Here is a 26,983-nt window from a genome sequence, read left to right as displayed (position 1 = left end):
GGGAGATCGGATGTTGCGAAGGCTTTCGCCAACCTTCGGCGTCGCAAGAAGAGTGCAGAAATCGAAGCTGCCAATCTCCCCCCTTGAGGGGGAGATGTCCGGCAGGACAGAGGGGGGTGAGCGCCGTCATTTCGGCAACAATCCTTACTTCCCCTTCCACACCGGCTCACGCTTCTCCGCAAAAGCCCGAAAACCCTCCATATTGTCCTCGGAGCCATAGAGCGCATCGACCGTCGGCAATTGCCGGCGGGTCACCTTGTTCATGGCGTCCTGGAAGGTCAGCGCCTCGGCCACGCGCGCCGTCTCCTTGATCGCGGCAAACACCAGCGGTGGGCCGCCTGCGAGCAGCCGGGCGATCTCCCAGACGCGATCTTCCAGCTTTTCCTTGGGCAGCACTTCGTTGACCAAGCCCCAGCGATGCGCTTCAGCGACATCCATCCAGCGGCCGGTGAGCAGAAGGTCCATGGCGACATGGTAGGGGATGCGCTTCGGCAGCTTGATCGTCGCCGCGTCGGCCAGCGTGCCGGCTCGGATCTCGGGCAGCGCGAAGGAGGAATGATCGGAGGCGTAGATGAGGTCGCAGGACAGCGCCAGCTCGAAGCCGCCGCCGACCGCCATGCCGTTGACGCACGCGATGATCGGCTTGTTGAGGTCGCGCAGCTCCTGCAGGCCGGCAAAGCCGCCGACGCCATAGTCGCCGTCGACCGCATCGCCGCCGGCAGCTGCTTTGAGGTCCCAGCCCGCGCAGAAGAACTTGTCGCCAGCGGTCTTGACGATGGCGACGCGCAATTCCGGATCGTCTCGGAACGCCTTGAAGGTCTCGCCCATCAGCCGCGAGGTCTTCAGGTCGATGGCGTTGGCCTTGGGCCGGTCGAGGGTGACTTCGAGGATGGTGCCCTCGCGGCGGGTCGAAATGACGTCAGACATTCTTGTTCTCTCCCAGCACCAGCAGCGCGTCGGCGATCCAGGCGCCCTTGCCCTCTGCACAGACGATCAGCGGGTTGATGTCGAGTTCTTCGATCTCACCGGCATTCTGCTGCACGAAGGCGGCAATGCCAGAGATAGCATCGATGGCAGCCGCGACATCGGCCTTAGGCCGGCCGCGATAGCCTTCGAGCAACGGGAACAGTTTCAGGCCGCGCAGCGCCGCCTCGATATCGTCGAGGGTCGCCGGCAGCATCAGCGTGACGCTGTCGCGCAACAGCTCGACCAGCACGCCACCAGTGCCGAGCGTCATCACCGCGCCGAACATCGGATCGCGGGTGAAGCCGACGATGAGTTCGGCAACACCGTCGCGCACCATGCGCTCGACATAGAGCCCGGTGCCGAGCGGCAACAGGTCATGCGCTGCGGTGCTGACGGATTCGGCATCCCTGAGATTGAGCCTGACAGCGCCAACTTCGGATTTGTGGGTGACGCCGAGCGCCTTCAACGCGACGGGAAAACCGAGCGCCATGGACGAAATCACCGCCTCGACGGCATTGGCGGCGCGCTCGCCCTTCGGCACCGGCAGGCCGGCTTTGATCAGCCGTGACTTCGCCTCGGCTTCGTCGGGCGTGACGTGGTCGCCCCCGGGGGCACCGGAGGCCGACGTGTCGATCGGCTGCGCCTGCGGTTCAGCCCAAGCCCAGCCGATGAAGGCTGCTGCGCCGGCTGCATCCATCGCTTCCGAAATGCCGAACAACGGCACCATGCCGCGCGCCATCAGTTCGGCAGTGTATTCCTCCGGCAGGTTCTCCGGCAGCGAGGAGACGATCGCACCATGCGCCTTGTTGGTCTTGAGCGCCGATTCGAAAGCGCGCAACGTCGCCCACCAGTCGGTGACCGAGCAGCGGTCGGGTCGCGGAAAATCGAGCACCAGCATGTTGAGGTCGAAACCGCCCGACACCATGGCGGTGAAGGTGGCGGTCATCGCCGGCTCGTTGTTCCAGATGAAGGTGTGATAGTCCAAGGGATTGGCGACCGCGACCAGCGGCCCGAGCGTCGATTTGACATGGGCGCGGTGGCTGTCGGTCAGCACAGGGAAATTGACCCAGCGGCCTTCGGCGCTGTCGGCCATGACGGAGGCCTCGCCGCCGGAGCAGCTCATCGACGACAGCCTATAGCCGGGCAAAGGTCCGGTGATGTGCAGCAGCTTCAGCGCCTCGATGAAGGCGGGGATTGAATCGACACGCGCAATGCCGAGCCGCCGCAGGAACGCACCCGAGGCCGCGTCCGAGCCGGCGAGCGACGCGGTATGCGAGACAGTCGCTTGCCTGGCCTGTTCGGAACGGCCGACCTTCATGGCGATGATCGGCTTCTTCAGCTCGCGGGCTCGTGCCGCCAGCCGTTCGAAGCCGGCTACCGAATCGAAGGCTTCGATGTGCAGGCCGAGCGACGTGACCCGCTCATCCTCGATCAGGCCGAGCGCCATTTCGGACAGGCCGGTCTGCGCCTGGTTGCCGGCGGTCATCAGGAAGGCGATCGGCAGGCCGCGCTTCTGCATGGTCATGTTGATGGCGATGTTGGAGGACTGGGTGATGATGGCGACGCCCTTGCCGCCCTCGGCCAGTCTTATGCCGCCATGCTGGTCGGGCCACAGCAGCGCGCCGTCGGCATAATTGATCAGGCCGTAGCAATTCGGCCCGATGATCGGCATCTGGCCGGCCGCCGCGACCAGCTCGGCCTGCAGCCGCTCGCCATCATCGTCATAGGCCTCGGTTTCGAGGAAGCCGGCGGCAAAGCAGACGGCGCCGCCGGCGCCGCGTTCGGCCAGCGCCTTGATCACCTCGATGGTCAAATGCCGGTTGACGCCGACAAAGGCAGCATCCGGCGCGCCGGGCAGGTCAGCCACCGAACGATAGGCCTTGCGACCGGCAACCTCGTCCTTGGTCGGATGCACCGGCCAGATCTCGCCGGCAAAACCCATCTTGATCGATTGCGCGACGACGGCTGCGGCCTGCGCGCCGCCGAAGACGGCGATCGATTTAGGCCGCAGGAGACGCTCCAGTTTATGCATATGTTATGCCCCGAACGGGCGCAGCAGCGCCCTTGAAATGATGTGGCGCTGGATCTCGGATGTGCCTTCCCAGATGCGCTCGACGCGCGCGTCGCGCCAGATGCGCTCCAGCGGCAGATCGTCCATCAGCCCCATGCCGCCATGGATCTGGATCGCTTCATCGGCGACGTATGCGAGCATTTCGGTGGCTTTCAGCTTGGCCATGGCCATGTCCTGGTCGGTGACGGTGCCCTGATCGTACTTCCAGCCGGCTTCGAACACCATCAGGTCGGCGGCCTTCAATTCGGTCGCCATGTCGGCAAGCTTGAACGATACGCCCTGGAACTTGCCGATCTGCTGGCCGAACTGCTGGCGCTGCGCGGCGTATTCGACGGCATGGCCAAGCGCACGCTCGGCGCGGCCGAGGCAGGTGGCGCCGACCTGCAGCCGGGTGGCGCCGAGCCAGGAATTGGCGACGTCGAACCCCTTGTGGACTTCGCCCAACACTTGGGCTCCGGGTAGCCGGCAATCGTCGAATTCGAGGATGGCGTTGGTGTAGCCGCGATGCGAGACGTTGCGGTAACCGTCACGGACGGTGAAGCCTTTGGTGCCCTTGTCGACGAAGAAGGCGGTGATCTTCTTGCGTTTGCCGCGCGGCGAATCCTCTTCGCCTGAGGCCATGAAAACGATGGCGAAGTCGGCGAGGTCGGCGTGGGAGATAAAATGCTTGGTGCCGTTCAGCACCCAGTCGTCGCCGTCCTGAACGGCGGTTGCCTTCATGCCGCGCAAATCGGAGCCGGCGCCCGGCTCGGTCATGGCCAGGCAGTCCCATTTCTCGCCACGGATGCAGGGGAACAGATATTTCTCGCGCTGTTCGGGTGTGCCGGCCAGGAGGATGTTGGAGGGACGCGCCACGCAGGTCCAGTGCAGCGCGTAATTGGCCCGGCCGAGTTCCTTCTCGTAGAGCAGCCAGGTCACCGTATCGAGGCCGGCACCGCCGACATCGGCCGGCATGTTGGCGGCATAGAGCCCGGCCTCGATCGCCTTTACCTTGATCTCTTCGATCAGGTCGCGGCGCAGCACGCCGGTGCGCTCGACCTCGCGCTCATGCGGGTAAAGCTCGTTCTCGACGAACGCGCGCGTCGTCTCGACGATGAGCTTCTGTTCCTCCGACAGCCCGAAATCCATGCTCTCAGCCTTTCTTCTTGCCGGTCTTTTTCTTCGGCTTTTCGGCTTTCTTGACCGGTTTCAAGGCTTTGGCCTTCTCGGCCGCCTTGGAGGCCATGGGCTTCTTCGCCGCCAGCTTGGCCAGCTGCCTGGTATAGTCCTTATGCAGCGCGCCGGCGCCCCAGCCCTTGCCTTTGTTTTGTTTCGACAGCGCATCCATGATGGCGACCAGATTGTCGTCGCGGATCTTTTCCAGCTCGCGGATCGACAGCCCATGCGCCTGTTCGTCCGACTGCGTGGCGATCAGGTCGACCAGTTCGTCGTTGAACTCAGGCACGTCCATCAGCTTGGTCCATGGCCATTTCAGGCACGGCCCGAACTGCGCCATGAAGTGGCGCATGCCGGCCTCGCCGCCGGCGACGCGATAGACCTGGAACATGCCCATCTGCGCCCAGCGCAGGCCGAAGCCGTAGCGCATGATGTCGTCGAGTTCCTCGACCGTGCAGATGCCGTCCTTGATCAGCCACAGCGCCTCGCGCCATGCCGCTTCGAGCAGGCGGTCACCGACGAAGGCCTCGATCTCCTTGCGGATGACGACAGGCTTCATGCCGATCGAGGCATACATCTCCTTGGCGACCTCGATCGCCTCGGGGAAGGTCTGCTCGCCACCGACGATCTCCACCAGCGGCAGGAGATAGACCGGGTTGAACGGATGGCCGACGACCAGCCGCTCCGGATGCTTCTTCATCGCCACCTGCATGTCGGTCGGCTTGATGCCGGAAGTCGAGGAGCCGACAATCGCGTTGGCCGGCGCGTGAGCGTCGATCTCGGCCAGCACGCGGTGTTTCAGGTCGAGCCGCTCCGGCACGCTCTCCTGGATGAAATCGGCATCGGCGACCGCTTCGGCGATGGTCTTGGCGAAGGTCAGCTTGCCCTCTTTCGGCAGGCCGCCGGGCACCATCTGCTTATAGGCGCGGCGCGCGCCCTTCATCACTTCGCCGACCTTGCGCGACGCCTCGGGATCGGGATCGAAGATCGACACGTCGATGCCGTTGAGCAGCAGGCGCGCCACCCAACCGGCGCCGATCACACCGCCACCGATGGCGGCTGCCTTGTTGATGATGCTCATGCTGAAGCTCCGGTTCTTGTCGCGGCGGTTGCGGGATCGATGAGGGGTACGCGCTCGCCGGCTCGGATCACCGAGGGATCGTAGGCCTTGCGGGCAAAGACTTCGAGCACGAAGGGCCGGAAGAATTCCATCGACAGCGTGTCATAGTCGGGGTCGAAGCTAGACTGGTCCCAGCGTTCGCAAAACTCGTCGCAATCGTCGAAATAAGCATGGCCGGCAAAGCGGTCGCGGGCGTGGCGGTTGCCGCCGAGATGATGGGCATAATAGAGCCGCTGGAAGTCGCCATGCTTTTCCACCACCCAAGTGCACTGCTCGCGCACGAAAGGTTTCAGGATCGAAGCGGCATATTCGTCGTGATTGTAAGGCGCATAGATGTCGCCGATGTCGTGCAGCAGCGCGCAAGCGATCCAGTCGGTGTCTGCGCCGTCGCGCCAGGCACGTGTCGCTGCCTGCAGCGAATGGCCGAGCCGGGTGATCTTGTAGCCGGAAAGACCCGCGTCGAGCTGCACCAGCGCGTCGAGCAGCCGCTCGCCGGTCCTGGCCGCATAGTCGATTTCATGCGCGGTCAGGAACTCGTAGTCGTCCCGGTCGCCATCCTTCATCGCGGTGAATTTTACGGTAGTCATGCCGACCCTCCCGACGAATAATTTATGCCGCGATCGGCGCCCGCTTGGTGAGGTTGAGCTTCTGCCGTACCTCTTCCGGCCCAAGGATTCTGGCGCCGAGATTGGTGACGATGCTGGCGGCGCGCTCGACCAGCTGTGCGTTGGTGGCCAGCACGCCCTTGTCGAGCCACAGATTGTCCTCCAGCCCGACGCGGACATTGCCGCCGGCCAGCACCGCCGCCGCGGCATAAGCCATCTGGTTGCGGCCGATGGCGAAGGCCGACCAGTTCCAGGTCGACGGCACATTGTTGACCATGGCCATGAAGGTGTTGAGATCATCAGGCGCACCCCACGGCACGCCCATGCAAAGCTGCACCAGCGCATCCGGGTTGAGCACCTTTTCCTCGACCAGTTGCTTGGCGAACCACAGATGGCCGGTGTCGAAAGCCTCGATCTCCGGCTTGACGCCGAGCGCCGTCATCATGCCGCCCATGGCGCGCAGCATGCCGGGCGTGTTGGTCATGACATAGTCGGCCTCGGCGAAATTCATGGTGCCGCAGTCGAGTGTGCAGATTTCCGGCAGGCATTGGCGCACATGTTCCATGCGGTTGGTGGCACCGCCCATGTCGGTGCCTTTTTCGTTGAGCGGCAGCGGCGCTTCCGGCGATCCGAACACCATGTCGCCGCCCATGCCGGCGGTCAGGTTCAGGATGACGTCGACTTCTGCCGCGCGGATGCGCTCGGTCACTTCGCGGTAGAGATGTACGTCGCGCCTCGGCCTACCGGTCTCGGGATCGCGCACATGGCAATGCACGATGGCGGCGCCCGCCTTGGCCGCATCGATGGCGGAATCCGCGATCTGCTTGGGCGAGCGCGGCACATGCGGGCTGCGGTCCTGCGACCCGCCGGACCCGGTCACGGCACAGGTAATGAAGACCTCACGGTTCATCGCAAGCGGCATGGAACTCTCCTCCGAAAGAAATAGACCTCAACAATGCCCGACTTGCCGGAAACTGTTTTGCGTTTTACGAAGCTTCCATGACGAAAAGCGAAAAACCAACGATCTTTCGCGCCGAGCGCTCGCCGCTTAGGGTGACGCTGCTGGTATTTTCCGGTTCGTCGATCATGTGCGTCGCATCCGCCGTCGATCCACTGCGCGCGGCCAACCGCATCTCCGGCGAGACCCTGTTCGATTTCAAGCTGGTCTCGGTGACCGGCGAGGCTCCAGTCACCACTTGCGGCCTGCCGGTGGCGGTCGGCGGCCGCTTCGATGCGGGCGAGTCGACCGACGTTCTTGTCGTCGTCGCCGGCTTCGGCACCCAGAACTATGCAACCTCGGCTCTGTTGTCCGGCCTGCGCCGGGCTGCACGGACAGCACGCGCTTGCGGCGGTGTCGAAGCCGGCACCTGGCTGGTGGCGCGCGCCGGCCTGCTGGAAGGACGCAGCGCCACCACCCACTGGGAAGACATGGAGGATTTTTCCTCGGCCTTTCCCGGCGTCGACGTGCGTCCGGACCGTTATGTCATCGACGGGCCGGTGTTCACCTCGGGCGGCGCGTCGCCGACCTTCGACCTGATGCTGCATCTCATCCGCACGAGGCTCGGCATGGCCGTCGCGCTCGATGTCGCCAGCGTCTTCATCTACGACCAGGCGCGCGCCGCCACCGACGCACAGCCGCTGGTCTCGCTCGGCCGGCTCGATGGCTACGATCCGCGGCTGGCGCAAGCGATCCGGCTGATGGAAGCGCATGTCGACCAGCCGCTGACCATTGAAGCGGTGGCCAAGCGCGCCGGCGTGACGGCACGGACGCTGGAGAGCATCTTTCGCAAATCGATCGGCGAGACACCGGGCGCCTATTATCTCAGGCTGCGCCTGGGCGCCGCGCGCCGGCTGGTAGTCGATACAAGGATCGCCATGGCCGATATTGCCGGGCGGACCGGATTCTCATCCGCCGCGGGGTTTTCAAGAGCGTTTTCAAGGGCTTTCGGCGAAGCGCCGGTCAGGCTGCGCCGGGGCTGACTATGATAGAATCAGGCAGCGTTCTGACGGTCGCTGCCGCCGTCGATCTGCGAGCGCATTTGCTTGGCAAGATGGGTCTCGAAACGGCTGGCCACAGCGCGATCCCATTCGTTCGAGCGGCGCGTGCCGTCCTTCGGATGCGGCATTGCCATCAGCCGGTCGATGATCGATCCAGCCTCGCCAGGTGAGAGCAGGGCGTCGATTTCACGTTCGTTCTGCATATCGGTTCGCCTCCTTCTTCCTCTCCCGCCACGAGCCACTCTTATACGAGATTCGTGACGGCAGTTTGAAGGCAAGAGCGAGGTTATTGAAGGGCGTCGAAGGGCAAAACCATGTCGCTGGACCGGGCCATGCGCAAAGCTGTTCCTGCGCCCAGGCAGGTCAGGTCAACGAGAAATCTATTGTTGGATTGCGCAATTCCCAAGGCAAAGCGCTGTACGCTTTTCCCGGGGAAACCGTTACCCACTTTTCCTGGAATTGCTCAAAGCCGCTTTTCGAACAGCACCGTGGTGAAGCCACTGTCCCATTCGTCATCGGGATAGCGGCTTTTCTCGATATAGCCGACCGCTTTGTAGAGTGCTTGTGCGGGCAGGTTGAACGTGTCGGTCTCCAGCCGCGCCTGCGCCAATCCGGCCGCACTGACCGCCTGTTCGGCATGGGAAAGCAGCTTGCGGCCGACACCTTGGCCTTGACGGGATGCCATCACGTGCAGGGCCTCGATGAAATCCGCGCGCCAATGGATCAAGCCGGCGACCTCGCCATCGATCTCGGCAACGGCGAATTCAGGCCAGCTCTGGTCGACATAGCGCCCGCCAATATCCGTCTCGACATAGCGTTGCGCGGCTGCTTCGGTGATGTTCGGCAGCCAGGTGCCTTCGAAGGTTTCCTGCAGCACCTGCTTCAGCGCCGGAATATCGCTCGCCTGCGCCGGGCGCACAATGATTCGATCCTCTGCCATTTCCGTCTCCTGCCAATGCATGTCGCCCAAAGTGCACAGCGATTTGGGACGACGACATGCCGCCGCACGGGTCCTCTTTCGGTGACACGTGTAGCGTCCTGGTCTCACGCAGGCTGCCGAAGATCTGTGCGATCCTCGGCAGCTTGTCGCGAAGTGGGCTGACTAGCAGATGGCGATGGCGGCGGCTTTCAGCCAGTGGCGCCGGATGTCGGTCCAAAGATGAAGCGGCGCTCGCCCTACACGTAGCGGTTGACGATGTTTTCCAGCAGTTCCTGGCGGCCGGACCTCGGCTGCGGCTCGATCTTCTTCTTGACGACACGCTCGGCGATATCCTCAAGCGTGCGCTTGCCGGCAAGCATCGCCTTGCCCTCGGCCGTGTTCCAGCCGGCATAGCGTTCGGCCAGCGGCGCCGACAGTGCCTTGTCCTCGACCATGCGCGCCGCAGCTTTCAGGCCGCGAGCGCAAGAGTCCATGCCGCCGATATGGCCGATCAGCAGGTCCTGCGGATCGAGCGACTGGCGGCGCAGCTTGGCGTCGAAATTGGTGCCGCCGGTCTTGAAGCCGCCAGCCTGCAGGACTTGGTAGTAGGCCAGTGCCATTTCCGGCACGTTGTTGGGGAACTGGTCGGTGTCCCAGCCCGACTGGTAGTCGTTGCGATTCATATCGATCGAACCGAAAATGCCGAGCGCATTGGCCAGAGCCAGTTCGTGCTCGAAAGAATGGCCGGCCAGGATGGCGTGGCCCTGCTCGATATTGACCTTGACCTCCTTCTCCAGCCCGAAGCGCTTGAGGAAGCCGTAGACCGTGGCGACATCGTAATCGTACTGATGCTTGGTTGGCTCCTGCGGCTTCGGCTCGATCAGGATCGTGCCCTTGAAGCCGATCTTGTGCTTGTAGTCGACGACCATGCTGAGGAACCGGCCGGCCTGTTCCTGCTCGCGCGCAAGGTCGGTGTTGAGCAGGGTCTCATAGCCTTCGCGCCCGCCCCACAGCACGTAGTTTTCGCCCTTCAGCCGCTTGGTGACGTCGATACAGCTTTTTACCGTCGCCGCCGCGTAGGCAAAGACATCCGGATCGGGATTGGTGGCCGCGCCCGACATGAAGCGGCGGTTGGAGAACAGATTGGCGGTGCCCCAAAGCAGCTTGACGCCGGTCTGCTTCATCTTGCCCGCGAAGTAGTCGGCGATCTCATCGAGGCGCGCCGCACTCTCGGAAAAATCCTTGCCTTCCGGCCGTACATCGGCGTCGTGGAAGCAGAAGTAGGGCGCGCCGAGCAACGAGAACATCTCGAAGGCGACGTCTGCTTTCAGTTTTGCCAGCTCCATCGTGTCGGTGCCGCCGGCCTTGGGAAACCACGGCCGGTCGAAAGTCTGGCCGCCGAACGGATCGCCACCCGGCCAGGCAAAGGAGTGCCAGTAGGCAACGGCGAAGCGCAGATGATCTTCCAGCCGCTTGCCGGCGACGACCTCATCGGGATTGTAGAACCTATAGGCCAGCGGATTGGTCGAATCCGGCCCTTCATATTTGATCTTCTGGATGTCGCCGAAAAATCCACTGCTCATGATTTCTGTCCTCTCACAAAGTTCTGACGCCATTACCTCAGGCGTAATTGGTTTCACGCCGGCGCTGGTTGAAAAGGGTCATGTCAAAGCCACCAAACGAAGGAGACAGACCATGACCGACCTCACCAAGATCGCTAAAAACTACATCACCGCCTGGAACGAAAGCGATGCCGGCCGCCGGGCCGAATTGCTCAAGGCGACCTTCACGGAAGACGTCAGCTACCGCGATCCGCTCATGCAGGGTGATGGCCATGAAGGCGTCGCGGCTCTGATCGACGGCGTGCAGCAGCGCTTTGCCGGTTTCCGGTTCTCGCTGAAGGGTACGCCGGACGGTTTTGCCGACAAGATCCGCTTCTCGTGGAATCTCGGACCTGAGGGGACGCCTTCGGTGATCGAAGGTACCGACATCGGAATCATCGAGAACGGCCGCCTCAAGAGCGTCACCGGTTTTCTCGACAAGGTGCCGGCGCAGTGAGCCGGACAGCCGCGGCGTGGGCGAAAGACCGTTCACGCCGTGGCGACCCTGATTGCCGGGTACAGCGCCCGGTAGCGCTGATAGGCATCGGCATAGGCGCCGCCGAGCGCCGCATCCGGTTCGATAGTTGCGTCCGTCCTCGGGGCCGTACAGATTTCGAGCGGATCGGCACCCGTCGCCGCGATCAGGCCGAGCCGCGCGGCACCAAAGGCGGCGCCGAAGTCGCCGTCGGCAGGAATGTCGACAGGCAGTTGAAGCGCGGTGGCAATCGCCTTCAACCAGTAGCGTGAGCGCGAACCGCCGCCGATCGCCGTCACCCGCGTCAAGGCTGTGCCGGCCGTGGCCAGCGCTTCGAGGCTGTCGCGGAAGGCAAAGGCTACACCCTCCAGCACGGCCTGGGTCAGCACGGCACGGCTCGATTGATGCGCCAGCCCGGTGAACGCGCCGCGAATGGCGGAATCATTGTAGGGCGTGCGCTCACCCGAGAGGTATGGCAGGAAGGACACGCCGCTCGGCGCCTTCAATGTGTCGCCGAGCTCAGTGGTCAACTCGCCGGCGCTCTTCCCGGTGATTTCCGACAGCCAGTTGAGCGAATCGGTTGCCGACAGGATGACCCCCATCTGGTGCCAGGTGTTCGGAAGCGCGTGGCAGAAGGTGTGAACCGCGCTAGCCGGGTTGGGCAGGTAGGAAGCGTTGGCGGCAAACAGCACACCCGACGTGCCGAGCGAAACAAAAGCGTGGCCGGCGCCAACCGTGCCCATGCCGCAGGCCGAGGCCGCGTTGTCGCCGGCGCCACCGGCGATCGGAATGCCGGCCTGGACGCCCCACTTCGATGCCAATTCGCTGCGCAATGCGCCTGCCTTCTGCGTACCCTCGACCAGCGACGGCATCTGCTTTTCATCGAGCGATGTCGCCGCGAGCAAATCCGCACTCCAGCGCCGCTTGCCGACATCGAGCCAGGACGTGCCGGCAGAATCCGACATTTCCGAAATGTGCTCGCCCGAAAGCCAGAGCCGCAGGAAATCCTTGGGCAGCAGCACTTTTGCGACCTTGGCGAAGACAGCGGGCTCGTTGTTCTTCACCCAGGCCAGTTTCGGCGCGGTGAACCCGGGAAAGACGATGTTGCCGGTCAGGGCGCGGAAACGCGGATCGGCATCGAGGACGGCGGCCTCGGCATGGCTGCGCGTGTCGTTCCACAGGATGCAGGGGCGCAGCACCTTGTCGGCGGCGTCAAGCAGCGTGGCGCCATGCATCTGGCCAGACAGGCCAATGCCCTTGACTGCCGCGAGTTCATGCGGATGGGAGGATTTGAGCTCGGCGATTGCGTCTTCGCAGGCCCGGATCCAGTGCTCGGGATTCTGTTCCGACCAGCCGGGGTGCGGCCGTGAAACATCAAGCGAACCATGGCCGGAACCGATGACGGTTTGCCCGGCATCGATCAGCAGCGCCTTGACGCCCGACGTCCCGAGATCGAGGCCCAGATACATGTCTTCCTCCCACGCCAGTTAATTTTTTCGGGTCTCGAAAAAATCTGGCTTGGCCAGTTTTTAAAACAAGATCCGCTTCGGGTCAATTCTCCGACAAATCGGCGGCGCGTCGCACAAACAGCGCTGACAGCGGACTGTCGGGCCGCGCCATCGAACGCTCCGCCGTGAGCGCCCTGGCCAGCGCACCCTCACCGGCGCGCAAGGCCGCCTCGATCAGCGTCAGGTCGATGACGTCGCGCTGGGCGTGGCTGCCACCGAAACGATGTGCGATCGCGCGGATCGGCCGGATCAGGCGCGCGGTCTCGGCGTAGCTGCCCTCACCGAATGCCTTGATGGCGAGCGTCAGCGGATGGCCGACATCTCGCGTGAAAGCCGCATTGTCGTCGCTGCCACGCATGGCCTCGCGCTGAGCCTCGAGCAAGGCGAGGGCCGGCGCATCTAACCCGGCACCCACGAAGGCCATCATCGCGTGGGCGTCGTTGAAGGCATAAAGGCCCGCTCCCGCCTTGCCCCAGTTGGCGGCGAGTGCCGCCCAGCGGTCGCCGACATCGACGCCGCCGAGGTGGAGCCGCCACAGGATTGCCGAGGCATCGACCATGTTGAGCGCCATCGTCGATTGCACGCTGTAGATAGGGCCGTCATAGAGGGCCAGCACCGCGTCGGTCTCGCCGAGATCATAGTGGAACAGCGCCAGGTGCCACCAATTGTGGACCTGCAGGAAGCTCTCCCGTGTCCACGCTTCCGGATTGGCGCGCATCCAGGCAATGCCATCCCTTTGCCGGCTTTGCATCTCCATGACATGGGCGACGGCGTGCTGCGCCCAGCCGTCGCGCGGCTCGATGTCGACTGCCTCGCGGCCAAGCTGCTCGGCCCTGACATAGTCACCCATTTCCTCCAGCCCGAAAGCCTGCATGCCGAGCATGGCGTGGTAGCCGGGCATGCCGCTTTGCCACGAAGGCAGGGCACGAGCGATGCGGTCGCGCAGCATGCGGGCATTGCCGGTGAAGAAATCGATCTGGTGGCCGACCTGCAGCGCCAGCCCGTCGCGCGGGGTCTCGATGGTGATGTCCTCGAGAACGCGGCTGGCCTCATGCCAGCGCCCGCTGGCGAGATGGCCAAGGGCCGAGACATGCGCCCGCTCGCGCGTGGTCGCGGCAAGCGGCAGTGCGGCCTCATGGCAAGCCTTGGCCACGGCCGTCGCCTCCCGCTCGGTGGCGAGGCCGAAGAGATATCCCTTGAAGACATGGGCCATGACGAAGCCGGGATCTTCAGCGATGGCGCGGTCGACGGAAGCTACGGGATCGCCGATGAAGCACTGCAGTTCACGCACTGCCTGGCTGTAAGGCGTGAATCCCGCCTCCGTCGCGCCCGAAAGTGCCAGGCCGAATGCGTCCCTGGTTGCCATGCGATGTCCTTTATCGACCCGTGACAGGCCCTTGATCCTTCGGCCCAAAGCGATCCTAAAGCATAGGCCACGGACACGCCAACCGTGCGCTACGCCAGACCTTTCAGTAGTCTTTGCAGTTTAGCAACCATGCGGGGCAGATTAGGCTTTGTAAAATTGAATGAATTGTGTCTTCATTGCGGCGGCTGGCGGGGGCTGGAAATCGCGAATCGAGAGGGGACGCGATGCGGCATGTGAAGAACTCGCTTCCGAACAGTCGTTCGGCGGATGTGCAGGTGACAATTGCTTCGCAATGGCGAAAGCCGCATCCGTTACATCCGTGGCTTATTAGCATCCTCTCAACTACAGCTTTTGCGTTGCTGCCCAACTCCGCCGCGTTTGCCGCATGCGTGCTGGCTCCATCCGCCGGAAACACCGTCTACACCTGTGACAGCGGCGACTCAGGCGGCAGCCTCACCGATCTCGACGGCGACAACACGCTGAATTTTCCCGCCGGCGGCACCGGGCAGATATCAGGCAATGTGACCTTTGGCGTCGGCACGGACCGCATCGACATGCAGTCAGGCACCATAACCGGCACCGTCGATCAGGGTGGCGGCACGGATTTCTTCAAAATTGGCGCGGGCACCGTCACCGGCAATGTCCAGCAGGGCGCCGGCATCGACGACTTCAACATGAGCGGCGGCCAGATCGGCTCGCTCAACCAGGGCGACGGCCTCGACACCTTCACCATGACCGGCGGACGCATCGTCGATTTCTTCGACGATGGCGACCACGCCGTGATGACCGGTGGCCGCATCGGCCGGGTCAACATGAAGCTCGATCAGAACTATTTCAACATGTCAGGCGGCACCATCGACCGCAACCTCGTCACTGGCTTCGACAAGGACACGATCATCCTGTCGGGCGGCACCATCGGCGGCAACATCAGCGTCAGCGGCGGCAATGACAGCGTCACGGTCACCGGCGGCACGGTCGGTGGCGATATACTGATGAGCTTTGGCGCCGACAATTTCGTCTGGAACGGTGGCGGCATCATCTATGGTTCCGTCGATCTCGGCGGCGATAACGACACCGCCAGGCTCAGCAACCTCACCAACGCCAATCTCGGTGCCACGGATGCCATATCAGGTGGTGCCGGCACCGATGCGCTGACCCTGGACAACGTCAAACTGGATGGCGTCAGCCGGCTCCAGAACTGGGAAAGCATCGACGCCACCAATGACACCCAGCTGACGATGGACAGCAATCTGGTGCTCGGCGACAGCGGCACCGGCACGGGTTCGCTCAGTGTCGATGCCGCAAGCACGCTCTACGGCGGCGGCTTCAATGCGGCGATCCAGGCGTTTACGGCAGGCCAGCTGGCGCAGGTCACCAATGCCGGGCGCATCGACCTGACCAATGGCAGCACCGGCGCCACCGACAGCCTGACGATTTCGGGCAATTATGTCGGCCTGGGTGGCCTGCTGCTTATCCAGACCGAGCTCGGTGACGATTCCTCCGCATCCGACAAGTTGGTCCTGTCGAGCGGAACGGCTTCCGGTTCGACCGGCATCTCCGTGGTCAATCTCGGCGGCGCGGGGGCTGCGACCACGCAGGACGGCATCATGGTCATCCAGGCAATCAACGGCGCCACCTCGGGCGCCACGACATTCGCGCTCGACGCCCCGGTCGCCGCCGGGGCCTTTGAATATTATCTGTTCAAGGGCGGCGTCAGCGCCGGCAGCGAGGAGAACTGGTACCTGCGCTCGACGCTGAACACGCCGGCCCCGCCGGCCGCAGCCCCGCCGGCGCTGGAACCTGCTCCGCCGCCGGCACCTGAGCCGCCGGCGGCCGAACCGCCGCCGCCGCCGCCCATCGACCCTGCGCCGCCGCCTCCGCCGGAATCCACCCCCGGCGATCCCGATCCGGTTGATCCGGCGCCGCCGGTCGTGCCGGCCGATCCGCCGCCCGCGACACCACCGCCACCACCACCGGCACCAGTGGCGGATCCGCCCCCGCCGCCGCCGGTGGTGCCAACTGAGGTGCCCGACCTGCCGACAGCGGCGGCGGGCGAGGAAATCCTGCTCTATCGCATCGAGGTTCCGGTCTATTCGGCCTTGCCGCCGGTCGCCGAACATCTGGCGATGACGACGCTCGGCACATTCCACGAACGGCGCGGCGAGCAGAGCCTGTTGTCGAACACCGAGCTGTCGCCGGTCTGGGGCCGCATCTTCGGTCAGGACAGCAAAATGGCCTATTCAGGAACGGTGTCGCCGTCCTTTGACGGCACCCTGTTCGGCCTCCAGGCGGGCTTCGATCTGTTCGGCCGCGAAACCGCGTCGGGCCAGACCGATCGCGCCGGCCTGTTCGTCGCCTATGCCAGCATGAATGGCGACGTGCGCGGCCAGGCGCTGGGCAGGGACAATCTGTCCGTCGGCAGCATGGATATCAACGGCACCAGTATCGGCGGCTACTGGACCCGGATCGGTCAGGGTGGCTGGTACCTGGACGGCGTCCTCATGGCCACCTTCTTCGGCGGCAACGCAACATCGTCGCGCGACATTGGCATCGACGTCGGCGGGACCGGCGTCACCGCTTCGCTGGAAGGCGGCTATCCCATCGCGCTGGCGCAAGGCTGGACGCTTGAACCGCAGGCGCAACTGGTCTGGCAGCAATTGTCGCTCGACGATGCGTCGGACCGCTTTGCTTCGGTTTCCTTCGATACGGACGGCAGCGTGACCGGCCGGCTCGGCGCACGGCTGCAAGGCGAAACAGCGATCAATGGCATGGCGCTGCAGCCGTATCTCAAGGCCAACATCTGGCACGATTTCGGCGGCACCAGCCATGTCAATTTCGACACCACCGACATCTCGACCGAGGGCAGATCGACCTCGTTCGAGTTCGGCGGCGGCGTGATTGCCAAGGTGACGGACAAGGTCAGCATCTTCGCCACCGGCGACTACACCACCAATCTCGGTGGCGACAAGCGTCGGATCCTCGAAGGCAATCTGGGCTTCAGCGTCAAATGGTAAGGCCGGTCATGATCCCGAAAACCAGTTTCGGGATCATGATCAAAAAGACAGCTTAATTGCTGGAACGCATCGCCACCGTGGCGATGCCGGCGCCGACCAGCAGCGTACCGCCGGTGCGGTTGAAGATGCGGATCGCCTTGGGATTGCGCACCACGTTGCGTGCGCGTGCCGCGATCAGCGCATAGCCGAAGGCATTGGCGAAGGCGAGCGCCAGGAAGGTCGTCTCGAAGATCAGCATCTGCGTCCAGAAATCGGCGTGCCGGTCGAGGAACTGCGGCAGGAAAGCAACGAAGAACGTGATGCTTTTCGGGTTGAGCGCGGTGACGAGCCAGGCGTGCGCCATCATCTTGGCCGAGGAGACCGCGTCGGTGCGCGGTTCGGCCTTCAACGCGCCGCCGGCGCGAAACAGTTTCACGCCAAGATAGATCAGATAACCGGCGCCGATCAGCTTCAGGATGGTGAAGACGGTCGCCGAGGCCGCCAGCAGCGCGCCGATACCCAGCATCGACAACGTCATCGCAGTGAAATCCCCCAACGCCACGCCGACGGCCATCGGCAGAGCGGTACGCCAGCCCTGGCCCAGCGCATAGGACACGACCAGCAGGATGGTCGGACCTGGAATGATGAGAAGGATCGTCGATGCGGCAGCGAAGGCGGCCCAGTTTTCGAAGGACATGCTCGTCTCCTTTGAGCTTAAAGAAGAGGATAAATCCTTAGGCCCGGAAGAATGTAAAGAGGCGATTTCCCTAACTGCGCCAGCGGCAGATCGGTGTCAGTTCGCGCCGCTCAGCGTGCTCACTATATCGGCCAGGCTGACATTGGCACCAAGAACGGTTGCCGCCGCGACAATGGCAGCGGCAAAAAGCTTGATGTCGGTTTTTAAGGTCTTGCACATGGAGGCCCCTCGCTGATGGTTCGAGGAGTAGGAGACGCCGGCGCCGGGAATATGACTCGACCGAGGTCTTTTTGTGCAGCAGCCTTCGTTCAAGTTCAGGCAAGAAGGTCGAACATCGCCAAGGCCATGCGCAAATGCAGGCTGTGCAAGCTCTTCACGCTTTATCAACCATGAATGAGGAAAATGCCTGCTATCCGGCCGGACCGTGCTTCCCGCCGACAGCGTAGGGTCTGGGTATATGCGTGAGTTGCCGCAAGGTCTGACGCCGCCGCGAAATGGCGACGCAATCGAAACCGATCATCATCTTTGCCGCCGCGCCATCCTGTCCGGGGCAGGGGCGCTTGCGCTGCTGAGCGCCGCCGGTTGCTCGACCTCGGGCGGCGGCCTGCCGGCGCTCGAGCTCGACGACGTCACCACGGGTTCCGTGCGGCCGATCCGGCCAAGCATCAGCGTCGACAAGAACGTCACCAGTCCCGGGGTCATGTATGCCGGGCTGACCGACGGCGGCTTCAACGTGCCGGAAGTGCCATATCTGAAGGTCAAGCCGGAATTCCGCCGCCAGATCGTCGTCGACACGACAGGCGAGGCGCCCGGCACCATCGTCGTCCATCTCAAGGAGCGCATGCTCTATCTCGTCCAGCCGGGTGGCGATGCCATTCGCTACGGCGTCGGCATCGGCAAGGACGGTTTCCGCTGGTCCGGCCGCGCCAACATCCAGTACGGCAGGGAATGGCCGACCTGGACGCCGCCGCCGGAGATGATCGCCCGCAAGCCTGAACTGGTGAAATGGCAGGCCGGACAGCCCGGCGGCCTCACCAATCCGCTCGGCGCGCGTGCCCTCTACATCTACCAGGACGGCAAGGACACCGGCTATCGCATCCACGGCTCGCCCGAATGGTGGAGCATCGGGCAAGCGATGTCGTCGGGCTGCGTGCGCCTGATCAACCAGGACATCATCGACCTCTACAGCCGCGTCTCCAAGAAAAATCCGGTCGTCGTCGTCTGACGCTTATGCGGCGTGTTGGCGCCGCTCGAAACTCCCGTTGCGCGATGCGGCAAGACAGGCCAAGGTGCCTTGAAAACCATCGCGCCGGGAGAAATCAAGCATGGCTGGAACGTTTGTCATCGCGCAGGGCGGCGGCCCAACCGCCGTCATCAACCAGACGGTTGTCGGGGCGACGCTGGAGATCCGCAAGCGGCATCCCGGTGCCAAGGTGCTGGGCTCGATCCATGGCGTGCGCGGCATCCGTGACGGCAATTATGTCGACCTTTCCGCCATTCCGGAAGACCGCCTGCGGCTGATTGCCGGCACGCCGAGCGCCGCCCTCGGCTCGACGCGCGACAAGCCCGACGCCGCCTATTGCGATGTCATCCTCAACGGCCTGAAGAAGGCCGGCGCCGACGCCTTCATCTATATCGGCGGCAACGACACGTCGGGTACCCAGCAGATCCTGACCGACGCCGCCGGCGGCTCAATTGCCTTTGTTCATGCGCCAAAAACCATCGACAATGATCTCGAGGAAAACGACCACACGCCGGGCTTTATTTCGGCGGCCGAGTTCGTCGCCGGCGCCTTCCTGTCCGTCGATCTCGATTTTCGCGCGCTGCCCGGCATCTATGTCGGCATCGTCATGGGCCGGCATGCGGGCTTCCTGACCGCGGCTGCCGCTGCCTGGCAGCTCGACCCCGACAGCGGCCCTCATCTCGTCTATGTGCCCGAGCGCCCATTCTCAGCCGCTGGCTTCATCGACGACGTGCGTGCCACGCTCGATCGCCACAAGCGCTGCATCGTCGCCGTTTCGGAAGGCGTCAGCACCGCCGACGGCAAGGCATTGGTCGAAAGCCTGGTGCCGCCGGACAAGCTTGAGCGCGACGCGCATGGCAACGTCAAGCTGTCGGGCAGCGACCTGCCGGCCGCACTCGAGCGCGCGTTGGCGGAAGGCCTGCCGGGCAAGCGTGCCCGCGTCGATGCGCTCGGCTACATGCCGCGCGGCTATATCGGCGCCATCAGCGCGGTCGACGCGCAGGAGGCTTTCGATGCCGGCGCTTTCGCCGTCACCGTCGCCGAACAGGGCGGCGGCTCGGTGGCGCTGCAATATGACGGCACCAGAACGGTGCTGAAGAAAGTGCCGCTCAAGAACGTCGCCGGCAAGACCCGCCACATGCCGGACGATTTCATGAAGCCCGACGTCAATCAGCTGTCGGATGCCGGCATGGCCTATCTCAAGCGGCTGGTGCCGGAAAAGTACAAGGTCGGGAAGCCCTTCGTCTGATGCCGGGCTCACACCTGATGCCCGGCTCACTTCGTATGCCGGACTCACACTTGATGCCGAGCTGGTTCAGCAGGAGCGTGGTCGACGGCAAGACGACGATGCTGACCGAGCCCTTCGTGCATGCCTATGTTCGGGCCAATATCTGGCATCTGCGCGGTCGCGATGCCGACCTGCTCGTCGACACCGGTATGGGCATCTGTCCGCTGGCGCCGCAGATCGAGACGCCGCAGGGCAAGCCGTTGCTGGTCGTTGCCACCCACATCCATCTCGACCACGTCGGCTCGCTGCATGAATTCCCGTTGCGGGCCGGGCCAAGAATGAGCGCGGCTCGGTTCGAGACCATGGATGAGGCCGCGACTTACGCCTACATGTTCCACGACCTCGAGGGTGCCGTCTCGAAACTGCCGGCGCCCGGATGGAAGTCGGCCGACTACAGGATCCCGCCCGCGCCGTTGACGCGAACCCTGGACGAGGGCGATGTCGTCGATCTTGGCGACCGGCAATTTCGCGTGCTGCATTTGCCGGGCCATTCACCGGATTCGATCGCGCTGTTCGACGAGGCCGACGGACTGTTCTTCAGCGGCGATGCCATCTACGACGCCATGCTAATAGACGACCTGCCGGATTCCGACCGGGCCGCCTATATCAGTACGATGCGGCGCCTGCTCGACCTGTCGATCCGTATCGGTCATGGAGGACACGGACCGAGCTTCGACGGCAAGCGCATGCGCGAGATTGCTACGGCCTATCTCGGACGAACCGCCGGTGGCTAAGGCTCCAGCGAGGCAGCAAGGCGCGACCCGACGACTTTGTGACCCTGCCGCCGTGCGGATATTAAATCTTCGTAAGGTCGCCCGAAAACCCTAAATCGGGCCAATCCGCGCCCTAGATGTAAGGCCGTCGATCCGGTTGGCTGCCATGTAGGCGAGACGGGCAATTGCAACCTCGACACGCCGATGACCGATTTCCCGCATGGGAGGCCACGGCGCTGGATCAACTCTCGCCCGGACAAACGACCATGTCAGATATCCTTCGTAGGCATCGCGTCGCGGCCTTGCTGGGCGCTGCGCTGATCATATCCCCCTTCGTCATGTCTTTCGCCCAAAGCGCGGGCAACACCGTTCCGACCACCCAGACACCTGTTGCCGGCATCACTGCGCCCAATGGCTCGTTCGCACCCATCGTTGCCGCCGACAAGCCGGCGGTGGTGACGGTCACCACCGTCATGAAGGCACAGCCTGAAACGATGAGCGATGCCTCTCCTTTCGACGGCGGCTCGCCTTTCGACGACTATTTCCGCCAGTTCTTCGGTGACCAGGGCATGCCGACGCCCAAGACGCCGCCGCAACAGCAACCGCAGCGCGCCGAGGCGCTGGGTTCCGGCTTCATCGTCGCCTCCGACGGCACCATCGTCACCAACAATCACGTCATCGATGGGGCCTCTTCGATCAAGGTGACGCTCGACGACGGCACCGAACTTCCGGCCAAGCTTGTCGGGCGCGATGCCAAGAACGATCTCGCCGTGCTGAAGATCAAGTCGGACAAACCCCTGCCGACCGTCAAATGGGGCGATTCCGACAAGCTTATGCCAGGCGACCAGGTGCTGGCCTTCGGCAACCCGTTCGGCATCGGCACCACCGTCACGGCAGGCATCGTCTCGGCGCGCGGCCGTGACCTGCATAGCGGCCCGTTCGACGATTTCATCCAGATCGACGCGCCGATCAACCACGGCAATTCCGGCGGTCCGCTGGTGGATGTCGCCGGCAATGTCGTCGGCATCAACACGGCGATCTATTCGCCCAATGGCGGCAGCGTCGGCGTCGGCTTTGCCATTCCGTCGGACCAGGCCCAGAAGGTGGTGGCCAAGCTGATGAAGGGCGGCTCCATCCAGTACGGCTATCTCGGCGTTCAGATCCAGGAGGTGACACCGGATGTCGCGAGCGCCATCGGGCTCGACCATCCCGGCGGCGCGCTGGTTTCAGAGGTCAATGACGGCTCGCCGGCGGCCAAGGCCGGCATCGAGACGGGCGACGTCATCACCAGCTTTGCCGGGCAGGACGTAAAGGACCCCAAGGACCTGTCGCGGGCGGTCGCCGATGTCGCGCCGGGCGCCACGGAAACGGTCGATGTCTGGCGCAAAGGCAAGCCGATGCGGATTTCCGTCGATGTCGGCCAGAACAGCGCCGATGCGAAGACCGCGTCGCTGGATGACGGGTCCGACACGCCCAGTGCCGGGCGCGCTCCGGCGATAGGGCTCGGCTTGATGGATATAACGCCCGACATTCGCCAGCAGATGAACCTAGCCGGCAAGCAGCACGGCGCGGTGGTTGCCAGCGTCAATCCCGACAAAGCCGCCGCCGCTTCCGGAATACAGGCCGGCGACATCATCGTTGCCGTCAATCAGGTGCCGGTTAAGAACGCCAGGCAGGTAACCCAGGCAATCGCGCAAGCCGGCAAGTCTGGCCGCAAGTCGGTGCTGTTGCTGGTCGAGCGTGGCGACGCTCAGATCTACATCGCGGTGCCTTTTGCCAATGGCTGAGTAATGGCCTTGACGTGAACGGGACCGGCAGGGTTCGTCGGCGACGATCCCCTCCGGCCTCCGCCCGTCAAGATTTTGGTTGCCCGCCACGACATCTTCGAGAACATTGCATCAGGCTGATGTCGGCCCGATGCAGGAGATTGCCGCGATGGTCACCCGAGGTTTCTCTTCAGGACGGCGCCCGCCAACCGATGACGATGCCCGCATCCCGCCCGGCCAATATCTTGAACAGGGTTTTCCGGTGCTGTCGGCCGGTCCGACGCCGCGCGTGCGCACCGAGGATTGGTTTTTCACGCTGAAACATGGGCCACGGCCGATCAAGAAATGGAATTGGGCCGAGTTCAACGCGCTGCCGTTGACCAAGATGACGCGCGATATCCATTGCGTGACCGCATGGACCAAGTTCGACACGCCGTGGCAGGGCGTGCTGGTCGACGATATCCTTGCCGACGCGGGTGTGGAGCCGCCGACCGGCTTCACGCTGGCGCACGCGTTCGACGGTTACACCACCAATGTGCTGGTCAAGGATCTCACCGCCGGCAAGGCCATGGTCGCGCTGCTCTACGAAGGCAAGCCGATCACGCCGGATCATGGCGGCCCGGCAAGGCTGCTGGTGCCGCATCTCTATTTCTGGAAGTCGGCCAAATGGCTGAACAGCCTGCAATTCACCACGCGCGACGAGCCCGGTTTCTGGGAATTGCGCGGCTACCATATCTATGGCGACCCATGGCGCGAGCAACGCTACACGGACGATCCGTGAGCGATACGGCGGCAGTGCAGTCGCCCTGGCAAACAGCCGGCATCGTCCGCATCGAAAAGCGCACGCCGCGTGTCACCAGCTTCTTTTTTCAGCCGTCTCGGCCCTTCGCCTATCGCGCCGGGCAGCATGTCGACGTCAGGCTGACGGCGCCGGACGGCTATCAGGCGCGCCGCTCCTATTCCATCGCCTCCGCGCCCGAAACGAATGGCGCAATCGAACTGGCGATCGAACAACTCGACGATGGCGAGGTTTCGCCCTTCTTCCACGAAGTCGCGGCAATTGGCGACGAAATCGAACTGCGCGGGCCGCTTGGCGGGCATTTCGTCTGGCCGAAGGATGAGAGTGGGCCGCTTGTGATGGTCGGCGGCGGTTCGGGCGTCGTGCCCTTGATGTCGATGATCCGCCACCGCGCCGCACGGAATTCAGCGGTGCCCGTCGTCCTGGTCTTTTCGGTCCGGGTCTGGGACGAAGTGATCTTTCGTGACGAGCTGATCGCCCTCGACGAGCGTCAGGACGGCTTCGAGCTGGTGCTGACACTGACCCGCGAAGCCGCACGCCGCCCGGCCGACTATGCGCGGCGGGTGGACGTCGCGATGATGGCGCAAGCCATGGCGCGGCTGCCCGAGCCGCCTGGCATCGCCTTCGTCTGCGGCTCCAATGCCTTCGTTTCCGCGGCAGCCCAGGCGCTGATCGATGCCGGCGTTGCAGCCGAAATCATCCGCACCGAACGCTACGGAGTTTGAGCGGACGCCGCCTTGCGAGAAAGGTTCGTCGGATTCGCCTTCAGCCGATCGGCAAGAAACCCGCCGACAGCAACTGGAAAGGCAAGGCGCCATAGGCGGCCACCGTGGCCGCGTCGTTCCACTCGCGAAACTGTCGCGATGGTCGCGCCTCGAGCGTCAAGGCAACTCGCGCGCCGTCGAGCGTCACCTTGCCGCGAAAATGCAGCACGCGTTCCCTGCCGGATCGGCTGATAGCCACGGCACGCAGGCGAGCGATATGCTCGCCACCGTCATTGATCTCCATTTCGATGCGGCGCCGGACCGGCGGAACGCCGATCCTGACGGTGATGTCGAGCATCATGTCGCCGGTCGTTTGCGGACAGGCGATGGCCTGCGAAAACACCAGAGGCGCCGATGCGGCTTGCGGCTTGCCCGCGGCCGGTCTCCCGCGCCAGGGTTTGGCGGGCGGCTCCTGCTGCAACCGGCCCTTCTTCCGCTTCAGGCGCAACTGCTTGGCAAGGCCGCGCGACAGCCAGACCAGGCCGCCGAAATCCGTGCGCGGCTTGGCTTGCAGAACCGACGACCAACGCGACAGGCCAGCCCGGTCGGCCATCTCGAAGATTCTGGCCATTGTCCGTTCCGGCACCGGAATGCCGATCTCGAACGCCAGATAGGATAACGCCACCGCCGCTGGAACCGCCAGGCCGCGTCTTCCGACGATGTCGAGGAACATCCCCCAATCGACGTCTTCGGCATGGATGGCGACCGCGCAGTCGACAAGCCAGTCGCTGTGGGTGTGGGCGTCGAGGCCGCCATGGGCGATGGCCAGTGCCATGCGATCGGCCGGCGATGGCACGAAGACCGCGACGCCGCTGAATTGTGCCGGGACCGCCCGTTGCCAGATCGCCAGGTCGTCTTCCGCGCTCGTCTGCGACCCATCATAGCCGAGCTGGTGCAGGTCGATGTCGCCGAAACGGCCCTTGAAGAAGTTCATCGACCGCAGCGACGCCAACCGGGTTCGCAGATATTGCGCGCTGACGCCCGAGGCGATCTGCCAGTCGCGGTCGCGCAAGATGTCGAAGACGGCAGCCATGTCGCGCGGGCGCACCAGTATGTCGATGTCATGCGCCACCCGACCACGCTGCGCCGACGCGTTCAAGGCAATGCGGCTGGCGCCCTTGATCAGCATGATGTCGGCGCCGCCGTCGGCCATCGCCTTCAGCGCCGGCTCGGCCTCGCGCATCGCCATGCGCGACTTCGTCCACAGCATCTTCTGCAGGCCGACGAGGCGCGGGTGCGCGGTATGCCCGGCCAGTTTTCTGCCGAACCTGTCGGAGATGGCGGCGAGCAGACGATGTTCTCGAAACGAGACGAGGTCGATGTCGTTCTCGTCGAGCCAGCGCGCGGCGCAGGCAGCGGCTGCGTCCTCATCGGAGAGCAGCGCCGCCTTCAGCAACAGGTCCAACTGGCCAGTGGGCCACGACCAGCCATAGTCCGGGAAGCGGCGGCTGATGCGGCGAACAGGCCTGGCGTTCAACTGGAGCCCGCCTTGTTCTGGGCCCGCCGCTGCATGGCGAGCCTTGCGACCTGGATATAGCCCCGGTCGCGTGCCGGATCGCGGCCGTAGGAAAGGCTGCCCGGACGGATGCGGCGCAATGCAAGCACGTCGTCGAGCATGGCAAGTACAAAGCCTGCCTCACGAACCCGGGCGATCCAGTCGATCATCTCGCCGCGACCGCCTGGTGGGTCGATGATGGGACCGACGCTCTGCACCACCTCCTGGCGGATCATCATCGTCGTGCGCGACCAGCCGGCTCCACTGGCCGCATCGGGCAAATCGGGGCTGTCGCCGCGAAACGTCCGCCAATGCGTAAAGACGCCCGCTGTCCCGGGATGACGGCCGAGATAGGCCAGTTGCTGTTCGATCTTGTCCGGCAGCCACAAATCGTCGGCATCGAGCGTCGCGATGAGCGGCGTCGAGAGTGCCGCAATGCCACGGGTCGTTGCGCTGCCGGGTCCGGTATTGTCCTGTCGCAGCACCGTCACCGGCAGGTTCATCGCATCGATCACCGCGGCCGTATCGTCGGTCGAACCGTCATCGACCACGACGATGGCCTCCGCCTTTGCCGCCTGGGCCAGAACGGAGTTCAGGGCAGCGCCTATGGTGGCGGCCGCGTTGAAAGCCGGAATGACGACGCCGTAGCCTGCCATCAAAGGAACCGCCACTGCGCGAGATCCTTGAAGTCGAAAATCCCCTCCACCCGGCGCAAGCTGGGGTCGGCCCGGCGACGCTTCATCGACTTGTGAATGGCGCGCATGAACTCGCGAAAGGGCACATCGGCTTCCTTGGTCATGTTGCCGGGATGACGCCTGTAATAGAGAGCCACCGTATCGGGCATAACGTATTTTGCCTGGCTCTCAAAGATACGCAACAGATAGTCGGTGTCCTCGGCCTGTTTGAAATCCTCGTCGAAACCACCGGTGCGCTCGATGAGGTCTCGCGCGAAGATCCCGGCGGACAGGTGGATCCCCCGCACGGTGATGGAGTGGCTGTCGGCGGCCGGTTCCAGTGTCTCGCCATCTATCTTGTCGACCAGCGTCATGCGCGAATAGGTCAGCTCGAGGCCAGGATCCTCTTCGAAGCAGGCGAGATCCGCCTTGAAGCGGCCTATCGGGGAGATGTCGTCCGAATCGAGAAACGACACCAGACGCGTCTGCGGCAGCAACTGCTTCAGCCCGGCATTGCGCGCCTTGGTGACCCCGCCATTGATCTGCTGGAAAAGACGAATGCATGGGGCCTCGTCGATTAACGACCGTACGACGGCTGCCGAGCCATCGGTCGACCCGTCGTCGATGACGATGATGTCGAGATCGATGTCTTCGCGCTGCCTGAGCAACGAGCGCAGCGCCAGGCCAACGAATTGTTCGCGATTGTAGACCGGCATGATGACGCTCAGCCTCATCGGCGTCTCCAGCAGCGTTGCGGGCTTGGCTGA

The 26,983-nt window shown here is 63.9% G+C and carries 25 protein-coding genes; 9 read left to right on the top strand and 16 right to left on the bottom strand.

Annotated features, from left to right (window positions below; translation table 11 throughout):
• Nucleotides 1–144 precede the first annotated feature (144 nt).
• Genes EN990_RS08390 through EN990_RS08365 form a run of 6 tightly spaced genes read right to left on the bottom strand, consistent with a single transcriptional unit; the run spans nucleotide 145 to nucleotide 6,839 of the window.
• A complete protein-coding gene (locus EN990_RS08390; RefSeq protein ID WP_013528298.1) occupies nucleotides 145–927 on the bottom strand; it encodes a carnitinyl-CoA dehydratase in 783 nt (260 codons plus the stop codon).
• Nucleotides 920–2,998, bottom strand: coding sequence for an acetate--CoA ligase family protein (locus EN990_RS08385; protein WP_127368935.1), 2,079 nt, complete (start codon nucleotides 2,996–2,998; stop codon nucleotides 920–922). The genes EN990_RS08390 and EN990_RS08385 overlap by 8 nt, the downstream gene beginning before the upstream one ends.
• Nucleotides 2,999–3,001: 3 nt before the next feature.
• The gene (locus tag EN990_RS08380) at nucleotides 3,002–4,165 is read right to left on the bottom strand and encodes an acyl-CoA dehydrogenase (RefSeq protein WP_013528296.1); all 1,164 of its coding nucleotides are present in this window, start codon (nucleotides 4,163–4,165) and stop codon (nucleotides 3,002–3,004) included.
• 4 nt (nucleotides 4,166–4,169) lie between these two features.
• Nucleotides 4,170–5,273, bottom strand: a complete 1,104-nt coding sequence (locus EN990_RS08375; RefSeq protein ID WP_024501970.1) for a carnitine 3-dehydrogenase — start codon at nucleotides 5,271–5,273, stop codon at nucleotides 4,170–4,172.
• Entirely contained in the window at nucleotides 5,270–5,899 is a 630-nt protein-coding gene (locus EN990_RS08370; RefSeq protein WP_127368670.1) for an HD domain-containing protein, read from the bottom strand. The genes EN990_RS08375 and EN990_RS08370 overlap by 4 nt, the downstream gene beginning before the upstream one ends.
• Nucleotides 5,900–5,921: 22 nt before the next feature.
• On the bottom strand, nucleotides 5,922–6,839 hold the full coding sequence (locus tag EN990_RS08365; protein WP_013528293.1) for a 3-keto-5-aminohexanoate cleavage protein: 918 nt from the start codon (nucleotides 6,837–6,839) through the stop codon (nucleotides 5,922–5,924).
• Between the two features lie 77 nt (nucleotides 6,840–6,916).
• Between EN990_RS08365 and EN990_RS08360 the strand changes: the two genes are divergently transcribed.
• Nucleotides 6,917–7,897 (top strand): GlxA family transcriptional regulator, encoded by a 981-nt coding sequence (locus EN990_RS08360; protein ID WP_127368671.1) that lies wholly within the window; start codon nucleotides 6,917–6,919, stop codon nucleotides 7,895–7,897.
• A gap of 11 nt (nucleotides 7,898–7,908) precedes the next feature.
• Here the strand turns inward: EN990_RS08360 and EN990_RS08355 are convergent, their stop codons facing one another.
• The 3 genes from EN990_RS08355 to xylA all read right to left on the bottom strand — a co-directional run bounded on the left by EN990_RS08355 (nucleotide 7,909) and on the right by xylA (nucleotide 10,417).
• A complete protein-coding gene (locus EN990_RS08355) occupies nucleotides 7,909–8,118 on the bottom strand; it encodes a hypothetical protein (protein ID WP_013528291.1) in 210 nt (69 codons plus the stop codon).
• A 260-nt stretch (nucleotides 8,119–8,378) separates the two neighbouring features.
• Nucleotides 8,379–8,855, bottom strand: a complete 477-nt coding sequence (locus EN990_RS08350) for an N-acetyltransferase (protein WP_013528290.1) — start codon at nucleotides 8,853–8,855, stop codon at nucleotides 8,379–8,381.
• Between the two features lie 236 nt (nucleotides 8,856–9,091).
• Nucleotides 9,092–10,417, bottom strand: a complete 1,326-nt coding sequence (gene xylA, locus EN990_RS08345; protein ID WP_024501968.1) for a xylose isomerase — start codon at nucleotides 10,415–10,417, stop codon at nucleotides 9,092–9,094.
• Nucleotides 10,418–10,529: 112 nt separating this feature from the next.
• On the opposite strand from xylA, the gene EN990_RS08340 reads away from it, so the two are divergent.
• Nucleotides 10,530–10,892, top strand: coding sequence for a nuclear transport factor 2 family protein (locus EN990_RS08340; RefSeq protein ID WP_013528288.1), 363 nt, complete (start codon nucleotides 10,530–10,532; stop codon nucleotides 10,890–10,892).
• Between the two features lie 32 nt (nucleotides 10,893–10,924).
• Here the strand turns inward: EN990_RS08340 and xylB are convergent, their stop codons facing one another.
• The gene (gene xylB, locus EN990_RS08335) at nucleotides 10,925–12,379 is read right to left on the bottom strand and encodes a xylulokinase (protein ID WP_027161005.1); all 1,455 of its coding nucleotides are present in this window, start codon (nucleotides 12,377–12,379) and stop codon (nucleotides 10,925–10,927) included.
• Between the two features lie 82 nt (nucleotides 12,380–12,461).
• Complete coding sequence (locus EN990_RS08330) at nucleotides 12,462–13,784, bottom strand: tetratricopeptide repeat protein (protein ID WP_127368672.1); 1,323 nt, start codon at nucleotides 13,782–13,784, stop codon at nucleotides 12,462–12,464.
• 224 nt (nucleotides 13,785–14,008) lie between these two features.
• Between EN990_RS08330 and EN990_RS08325 the strand changes: the two genes are divergently transcribed.
• Nucleotides 14,009–16,798 (top strand): autotransporter outer membrane beta-barrel domain-containing protein, encoded by a 2,790-nt coding sequence (locus EN990_RS08325; RefSeq protein ID WP_127385132.1) that lies wholly within the window; start codon nucleotides 14,009–14,011, stop codon nucleotides 16,796–16,798.
• Between the two features lie 52 nt (nucleotides 16,799–16,850).
• On the opposite strand, the gene EN990_RS08320 is transcribed toward EN990_RS08325, so the two are convergent.
• Together EN990_RS08320 and EN990_RS36620 are read right to left on the bottom strand one after the other, a co-directional pair.
• Nucleotides 16,851–17,474, bottom strand: coding sequence for a LysE family translocator (locus EN990_RS08320; protein WP_023761181.1), 624 nt, complete (start codon nucleotides 17,472–17,474; stop codon nucleotides 16,851–16,853).
• A 96-nt stretch (nucleotides 17,475–17,570) separates the two neighbouring features.
• Nucleotides 17,571–17,693, bottom strand: a complete 123-nt coding sequence (locus EN990_RS36620) for a hypothetical protein (protein WP_013528283.1) — start codon at nucleotides 17,691–17,693, stop codon at nucleotides 17,571–17,573.
• A 238-nt stretch (nucleotides 17,694–17,931) separates the two neighbouring features.
• Between EN990_RS36620 and EN990_RS08310 the strand changes: the two genes are divergently transcribed.
• The 6 genes from EN990_RS08310 to EN990_RS08285 all read left to right on the top strand — a co-directional run bounded on the left by EN990_RS08310 (nucleotide 17,932) and on the right by EN990_RS08285 (nucleotide 24,008).
• A complete protein-coding gene (locus tag EN990_RS08310) occupies nucleotides 17,932–18,699 on the top strand; it encodes a L,D-transpeptidase (RefSeq protein WP_127370519.1) in 768 nt (255 codons plus the stop codon).
• Between the two features lie 100 nt (nucleotides 18,700–18,799).
• Nucleotides 18,800–19,966: a diphosphate--fructose-6-phosphate 1-phosphotransferase gene (locus tag EN990_RS08305; protein WP_013528281.1), complete on the top strand. Its 1,167-nt coding sequence runs from the start codon at nucleotides 18,800–18,802 to the stop codon at nucleotides 19,964–19,966.
• 53 nt (nucleotides 19,967–20,019) lie between these two features.
• The gene (locus EN990_RS08300; RefSeq protein WP_127368344.1) at nucleotides 20,020–20,739 is read left to right on the top strand and encodes an MBL fold metallo-hydrolase; all 720 of its coding nucleotides are present in this window, start codon (nucleotides 20,020–20,022) and stop codon (nucleotides 20,737–20,739) included.
• A 245-nt stretch (nucleotides 20,740–20,984) separates the two neighbouring features.
• Nucleotides 20,985–22,505 (top strand): DegQ family serine endoprotease, encoded by a 1,521-nt coding sequence (locus tag EN990_RS08295; RefSeq protein ID WP_013528279.1) that lies wholly within the window; start codon nucleotides 20,985–20,987, stop codon nucleotides 22,503–22,505.
• A 148-nt stretch (nucleotides 22,506–22,653) separates the two neighbouring features.
• Nucleotides 22,654–23,265 (top strand): molybdopterin-dependent oxidoreductase, encoded by a 612-nt coding sequence (locus EN990_RS08290; protein WP_127368346.1) that lies wholly within the window; start codon nucleotides 22,654–22,656, stop codon nucleotides 23,263–23,265.
• The gene (locus EN990_RS08285; RefSeq protein WP_127368347.1) at nucleotides 23,262–24,008 is read left to right on the top strand and encodes an FAD-binding oxidoreductase; all 747 of its coding nucleotides are present in this window, start codon (nucleotides 23,262–23,264) and stop codon (nucleotides 24,006–24,008) included. The genes EN990_RS08290 and EN990_RS08285 overlap by 4 nt, the downstream gene beginning before the upstream one ends.
• Before the next feature lie 40 nt (nucleotides 24,009–24,048).
• Here EN990_RS08285 and EN990_RS08280 read toward each other — a convergent pair whose 3' ends face one another.
• Genes EN990_RS08280 through EN990_RS08270 form a run of 3 tightly spaced genes read right to left on the bottom strand, consistent with a single transcriptional unit; the run spans nucleotide 24,049 to nucleotide 26,950 of the window.
• Nucleotides 24,049–25,524: a nucleotidyltransferase family protein gene (locus EN990_RS08280; protein ID WP_027160997.1), complete on the bottom strand. Its 1,476-nt coding sequence runs from the start codon at nucleotides 25,522–25,524 to the stop codon at nucleotides 24,049–24,051.
• Nucleotides 25,521–26,213, bottom strand: coding sequence for a glycosyltransferase family A protein (locus EN990_RS08275; RefSeq protein WP_245469173.1), 693 nt, complete (start codon nucleotides 26,211–26,213; stop codon nucleotides 25,521–25,523). Before EN990_RS08275 ends, EN990_RS08280 begins: the two co-directional genes overlap by 4 nt.
• Entirely contained in the window at nucleotides 26,198–26,950 is a 753-nt protein-coding gene (locus EN990_RS08270) for a glycosyltransferase family A protein (protein WP_127368349.1), read from the bottom strand. The genes EN990_RS08275 and EN990_RS08270 overlap by 16 nt, the downstream gene beginning before the upstream one ends.
• Nucleotides 26,951–26,983 lie beyond the last annotated feature (33 nt).

Source organism: Mesorhizobium sp. M7A.F.Ca.US.005.03.1.1 (assembly GCF_003997975.1).
In the GTDB taxonomy this organism is placed as follows: domain Bacteria; phylum Pseudomonadota; class Alphaproteobacteria; order Rhizobiales; family Rhizobiaceae; genus Mesorhizobium; species Mesorhizobium ciceri.
The sequence above is the reverse complement of the archived record's forward strand: the minus strand, read 5'-3'. Positions and strand labels throughout refer to the sequence as shown.